This is a genomic window from Pseudomonas sp. GXM4, from assembly GCF_008923895.1.
Classification (GTDB): domain Bacteria; phylum Pseudomonadota; class Gammaproteobacteria; order Pseudomonadales; family Pseudomonadaceae; genus Aquipseudomonas; species Aquipseudomonas atacamensis.
The window spans coordinates 1-5,623 of sequence record NZ_WBRZ01000324.1 but is presented as its reverse complement, the minus strand read 5'-3'; the positions used below and the strand labels follow the sequence as shown (position 1 = coordinate 5,623).

At 61.2% G+C, this 5,623-nt stretch carries 5 protein-coding genes and 1 pseudogene; 4 read left to right on the top strand and 2 right to left on the bottom strand.

What is annotated here, in order from left to right; genetic code table 11:
- Nucleotides 1-96, top strand: a pseudogene (locus tag F8N49_RS28390) (IS110 family transposase); the annotation flags it as partial.
- 49 nt (nucleotides 97-145) lie between these two features.
- On the opposite strand, the gene F8N49_RS25005 reads toward F8N49_RS28390, so the two are convergent.
- A complete protein-coding gene (locus F8N49_RS25005) occupies nucleotides 146-1,255 on the bottom strand; it encodes an ABC transporter ATP-binding protein (RefSeq protein ID WP_016773399.1) in 1,110 nt (369 codons plus the stop codon).
- The gene (gene argF / locus F8N49_RS25000; protein WP_024014160.1) at nucleotides 1,252-2,172 is read right to left on the bottom strand and encodes an ornithine carbamoyltransferase; all 921 of its coding nucleotides are present in this window, start codon (nucleotides 2,170-2,172) and stop codon (nucleotides 1,252-1,254) included. Before argF ends, F8N49_RS25005 begins: the two co-directional genes overlap by 4 nt.
- 405 nt (nucleotides 2,173-2,577) lie before the next feature.
- Here argF and F8N49_RS24995 point away from each other — a divergent pair, with 405 nt between their 5' ends.
- From F8N49_RS24995 to grxD, 3 genes are all read left to right on the top strand, one after another.
- Nucleotides 2,578-2,868 carry a hypothetical protein gene (locus tag F8N49_RS24995; RefSeq protein WP_016773401.1) on the top strand — a complete coding sequence of 97 codons (291 nt, stop codon included), beginning with the start codon at nucleotides 2,578-2,580 and terminating at the stop codon, nucleotides 2,866-2,868.
- Nucleotides 2,869-3,003: 135 nt separating this feature from the next.
- Entirely contained in the window at nucleotides 3,004-5,109 is a 2,106-nt protein-coding gene (locus tag F8N49_RS24990; protein ID WP_151553018.1) for a molybdopterin oxidoreductase family protein, read from the top strand.
- A gap of 97 nt (nucleotides 5,110-5,206) precedes the next feature.
- Nucleotides 5,207-5,548: a Grx4 family monothiol glutaredoxin gene (grxD, locus tag F8N49_RS24985; RefSeq protein WP_016773402.1), complete on the top strand. Its 342-nt coding sequence runs from the start codon at nucleotides 5,207-5,209 to the stop codon at nucleotides 5,546-5,548.
- Nucleotides 5,549-5,623 lie beyond the last annotated feature (75 nt).

Here is a 5,623-nt window from a genome sequence, read left to right as displayed (position 1 = left end):
ACTACCCAAGCACTGGTCGCACTAGCCCGCAAGCTTGCACGGGTGGTATTTGCTCTGTTGAAAAACCAGAGCGAATACTCACCCAAAGGCGTTTAGGGGCTAGGCATGAACCATAGAATCTCCCACAATTTTTATCCAGTGCGGATCAAAGGCTGGTGCTGAATCGACGGACGCCGTTTTCCACCGCCGGGATCTGTGCCGCAGTGCTCCCCGAAGCCTGGAACAGCACCAGGTGATCCGCCGCTACGCGAATCCCGACCTGGGCGCCAACCAGATGATCGGCATGGCTCGGAAAGATCGATTCCAGTTGTGCACCGGTCGGCAGTTGCAGGCGATACAAGGTCGCCGCGCCGAGGAATGTCTTGCCGACAATCTGCGCCTGCAATGCGCTGTCCGGTGCATAAACAATGTCATCCGGACGCAACAGCACATCCACCGCACCGCCAATCGGCCAGGTGTAGGCGCGATTGCCGCGCAGTTCACCCAGCTCGGTCTGCACCGATTCCGGGGTGACGAGCTGACCGCGAATGAAGTAACCCTGACCGATGAAACTGGCGACATACGGCGTCGCCGGTTCGTGGTAGAGGTTGTAGGGCGTGTCCCACTGTTCCAGCCGACCTTCCTTGAACACGCCAACGTGATCGCTGACGGCGAAGGCTTCTTCCTGATCGTGGGTGACCAGAATCGCACTGGTACCACGGGCCTTGAGGATGTCGCGTACCTCATGGCTGAGCTTGCGGCGCAACTCGCCATCGAGGTTGGAGAACGGCTCGTCGAGCAGCAACAGCTGCGGTTCCGGCGCCAGGGCGCGGGCGAGGGCGACACGCTGTTGCTGACCGCCGGACAGCTCGTGCGGAAAGCGCTTGCCGAGGTTTTTCAGATTGACCAGTTCCAGCAATTCTTCGACCACGCGCGCCTTGTTCGGGTGCTTGCGAATGCCGAAAGCGATGTTGTCGGCCACGCTCAGGTGCGGGAACAGCGCGTAGTCCTGAAACACCATGCCGATCCGGCGTTTCTCTGGCGCCAGGGTGAAACCGGCACTGGACAGGGTTTCGCCACCGAGGGTGATTTCGCCTTCATGCACCGGTTCGAAACCGGCGATGGCGCGCAGGGTGGTGGTCTTGCCGCAGCCGGACGAGCCGAGCAGGCAGCCGATGTCGCCGGCGTTGAGGTGCAGATTGAGGTTCTGCACCACGCGTTGATCTTGGTAGCCGCAAGCGAGGTTGCGCAGGTTCAGCAGTAATTCATGGCTCATGCGTGGTGATATGCCGGTTCGACGAGGAACTCGAGCAGGGCCTTCTGTGCGTGGAGACGGTTTTCTGCCTGATCCCAGGCGACGGAGCGCGGGTCATCGAGCAGGTCGAGACTGATTTCTTCGCCACGGTGCGCCGGCAGGCAGTGCATGAACAGCACGTCCTCGGCAGCGAGGTCGAGCAGGGCACGGTTGACCTGGAACGGCGCGAACAGCTTGAGGCGCTTGGCAGTTTCCTCTTCCTGGCCCATCGAAGTCCAGACGTCGGTGCTGACCAGATGCGCGCCACGCACGGCGTCTTGCGGATCGCGGACGATGGTCACGCGATCACCAGCCTGGGCGACGAATTCCGGGTTCGGCTCGTAGCCTTCCGGGCAGGCAACGCGCAACTGGAAGTCGAACTGGATCGCCGCTTCTATATAGCTGTTGCACATGTTGTTGCCGTCACCGATCCAGGCCACGGTCTTGCCCTGGATCGAGCCACGGTGCTCAAGGAAGGTCTGCATGTCGGCGAGCAACTGGCACGGGTGCAGATCATCGGACAGGCCGTTGATCACCGGCACCCGCGAGTTGGCGGCGAATTCGGTGAGGGTGCTGTGGGCGAAGGTGCGGATCATCACCGCATCGAGCATGCTCGACATGACAATGGCGCAATCGCTGATCGGCTCGCCACGGCCCAGTTGGGTATCGCGCGGGGACAGGAAGATTGCCTGGCCGCCGAGCTGGATCATGCCGGCCTCGAAGGAGATCCGGGTGCGGGTCGAGGATTTTTCGAAGATCATCCCCAGCACGCGGTTTTTCAGAGGCTCGAACAGTACGCCGCGGTTACGCAGGTCCTTGAGCTCAACGCCTCGACGGATCACGCTGACCAGCTCTTCGGGCGTGCAATCCATCAGGGAGAGAAAGTGCCTTGCGCTCATCATTGACTACCTTTTTGCTACAGACCGCAGATGCTCAAAGCCTTGTTTAACGGAACAACGGGCGAGACCTGCGGCGTAAGCCGCACGGGGCGACGAAATAGGGGGAGGCGCGATATTGACACTAAATGTCGCGTTTTTCCAATAGGGTACTTTTGTCAGCGGGATTCGGAGCGCGGACCGGGCATTTCGATCACGCATGTGAAGCCGGATTCAGTACAGCGGTGAGCCTCTTTGTACACTGGCGCCGCCGGGCTTGGCAATGCGCCGCGACGGCAACGCAGCAGTCCTGGTCGGTTTACGAACGCGGCGCCACCGATTCGCTTGGTCGGATGTTCAGACTGAAACATTTGCTAAAGCAAAGTGCTGGGTTATAAATGAGTTTCGAGCGACGCAGGAAGCCTCCGCATGGAATCGAAAGAACAACTGTTAATGGAACTGCTGGGCCACACGGCTCGCTCCCTGACCCATCTCACCGCGTCCGTCACCTCGATGTCTTTCGAGTTGCTGCGCAGTGACGACGAAGTGGTCAAATCCGCCGGTCGGCACATGATCGATCGCATGGCCACCATCAGCGCCGGGCTCGATGAGCACTGGCGGTTGATCGGCGAGCTCACCGGCGTCCACGTCGCCCATGAGCAGATAGAAACCATCCAGGAGATCCAGCTGGCGGCACCGCCGCAGTTGCCGCCGAACTGATCGCGGCGATTTATCGGCTGTCCTGATAACCGTCGATTCACAAGACGAACGTCGCTGGCGCCGTCTCTGCGCACGGGCCATAGTTTTGTTCCCGCGGGCGTGATTGCCTGCTCCCGAACAAGACAGAGACTGGCCATGACCAAGACTCTTCACCACCGTGCATGCCACCTGTGCGAAGCCATTTGCGGCCTGACCATCGAAACCACGGAAACCGATGGCAACGTCGCGATCACCTCCATCAAGGGTGATGCCCTCGACACCTTCAGCCGCGGCCATATCTGCCCGAAAGCCGTGGCCCTGCAAGATATTCAGAACGATCCCGATCGCCTGCGTCAGCCGATGCGCCGCGTCGGCAGCGAATGGCTGCCGATCGAATGGGACGAGGCGTTTGCGCTGGTGGCCGAGAAACTCGCGGCGATTCAGGAACATCACGGGCAGAACGCCGTTGCGGTGTATCAGGGCAATCCGAGCGTGCACAACTACGGCCTGATGACCCACAGCAATTACTTCCTGGGGTTGCTGAAAACGCGTAATCGCTACTCGGCCACTTCAGTCGATCAACTGCCGCACCACCTCAGCAGCTATCTGATGTACGGCCACGGCTTGCTGTTACCGATTCCGGACATCGATCACACCGACTTCATGCTGATCCTCGGCGGCAATCCGCTGGCGTCCAACGGCAGCATCATGACCGTGCCGGACGTCGAGAAGCGCCTGAAGGCGATTCAGGCGCGCGGCGGCAAAGTGGTGGTAGTCGATCCGCGCCGCAGCGAAACCGCAGCGATGGCCGATCAGCACGTGTTCGTCCGCCCGGGCGGCGATGCGGCGTTGCTGTTCGGCATGCTCAATACGCTGTTCAGCGAAGGCCTGACCCGCGACAGCCATTTGCCGGTCGATGGCCTCGACGAAGTGCGAAACGCCGTGGCTGAATTCAGCGCCGAAGCGATGAGCCCGCTCTGCGCGGTGCCTGCCGAACAGATCCGCCAACTGGCGCGCGACTTCGCTGCCGCACCGAGTGCCGTCTGCTATGGACGCATGGGCGTTTCGACCCAGGCCTTCGGCACTCTCTGTCATTGGGTGGTGCAGTTGATCAATCTGGTCACCGGCAATCTCGACCGCGTTGGCGGTGCACTGTGCACCGAACCCGCTGTGGATCTGGTGGCGTCGACCTCGGGCGGGCATTTCAACAAATGGCAGAGCCGGGTTTCCGGTCGTCCGGAATACGGCGGCGAGTTGCCGGTCTCGGCACTGGCCGAAGAGATGCTCACGGAGGGCGAGGGGCAGATCCGCGCGCTGATCACCGTGGCCGGCAACCCGGTGTTGTCGACACCCAACGGCCGGCAGTTGGAGCAGGCGCTGGACGGCCTCGACTTCATGCTCAGCATCGACCTGTACATCAACGAAACCACGCGCTATGCCGATCTGATCCTGCCGTCGACCTCGGCGCTGGAAAACGACCACTACGACACCACTTTCAACCTGTTCGCGGTGCGTAACGTGACCCGCTTCAATCGCGCCATCCTCGCCAAGCCCGAGGGTGCGCTGCACGACTGGGAGATCTTCGTCGGCTTGGCCAAGGCCTTCGCCGAGAAAACCGGTAAAGAACTGAAACCGACGATGCCGCCGGCGAAGATGATCGACATGGGCCTGCGCATGGGCCGCTACGGCGATGCGTCCGAGCACAAGCTGTCGCTGGCGACGCTGTTCGATCATCCGCACGGTATTGATCTGGGGGCGCTGAAGCCGAATCTGGCGTCACGTCTGAAAACGCCGAATCAGCGTATCCAGGCTGCACCGCCGGAAATTCTCGCCGACCTCGCACGCTTTGCCGCGTTGCAGGCGCCGGCAGCCGATGAATTGTTGATGATCGGTCGCCGCCATGTACGCAGCAACAATTCGTGGATGCACAATTTTCATCGGCTGGTGAAAGGCAAGCCACGGCATCAGTTGCTGATGCACCCGGATGACCTGGCCAGCCGTGGTCTGGCCGACGGGCAACGGGTTCGGGTGAGTTCGCGGGTCGGACAGATCGAGGTAGAAGTGCTCGCCAGTCTCGACATGATGAAAGGCGTGGTCAGCCTGCCGCACGGCTGGGGCCATGCGCGCCCGGGCGTGCAGATGGCGATCGCCAGCGGCCAGCCGGGATCGAGCGCCAACGACCTGACCGACGAGTGCCAGCTCGACGAACTGTCGGGCAACGCGGCGTTGAACGGTGTGCCGGTGACGGTGGCGGCGGCTTGAGCGGGTCTGTCGGGGAGACCGAGCATGGCGCTCGGGATTCCGTTACAATGCGCCACCGTGCCGACCCCTGAGTCGGAAAGTTCAGCCGAGGTGCTCCATGGATATCATCGAAACGATTAAAGAGCAGATTGCCAACAACACCATTCTGCTTTACATGAAAGGCTCGCCGAATGCCCCGCAGTGCGGCTTCTCCGCGAAAGCTGCGCAAGCCGTGATGGCCTGTGGTGAAAAGTTCGCGTACGTGGACATCCTGCAGAACCCGGAAATCCGCGCCAACCTGCCAAAGTACGCCAACTGGCCGACTTTCCCGCAACTGTGGGTCGGCGGTGAGCTGGTCGGCGGCAGCGACATCATGACCGAGATGGCTGCAGACGGTTCGCTGCAAAGCACCATCAAGGCTGCTGTGGAAGCGGCAGCGGCGAACAAGTCCGAAGCCTGATTCTACTTTCATATAGTTTCGCTCGACGACGCGTCTCCTGTAGGGGCTGTCGAGTGAAACGAGGCTGCGATCTTT

Bases quoted from the DNA above. Each gene is read 5' to 3' on its own strand.
- F8N49_RS24990 (WP_151553018.1), top strand. From the start codon at position 3,004: ATGACCAAGACTCTTCACCACCGTGCATGCCACCTGTGCGAAGCCATT.
- F8N49_RS24995 (WP_016773401.1), top strand. From the start codon at position 2,578: ATGGAATCGAAAGAACAACTGTTAATGGAACTGCTGGGCCACACGGCT.
- argF (WP_024014160.1), bottom strand. From the start codon at position 2,172: ATGAGCGCAAGGCACTTTCTCTCCCTGATGGATTGCACGCCCGAAGAG.
- F8N49_RS25005 (WP_016773399.1), bottom strand. From the start codon at position 1,255: ATGAGCCATGAATTACTGCTGAACCTGCGCAACCTCGCTTGCGGCTAC.
- grxD (WP_016773402.1), top strand. From the start codon at position 5,207: ATGGATATCATCGAAACGATTAAAGAGCAGATTGCCAACAACACCATT.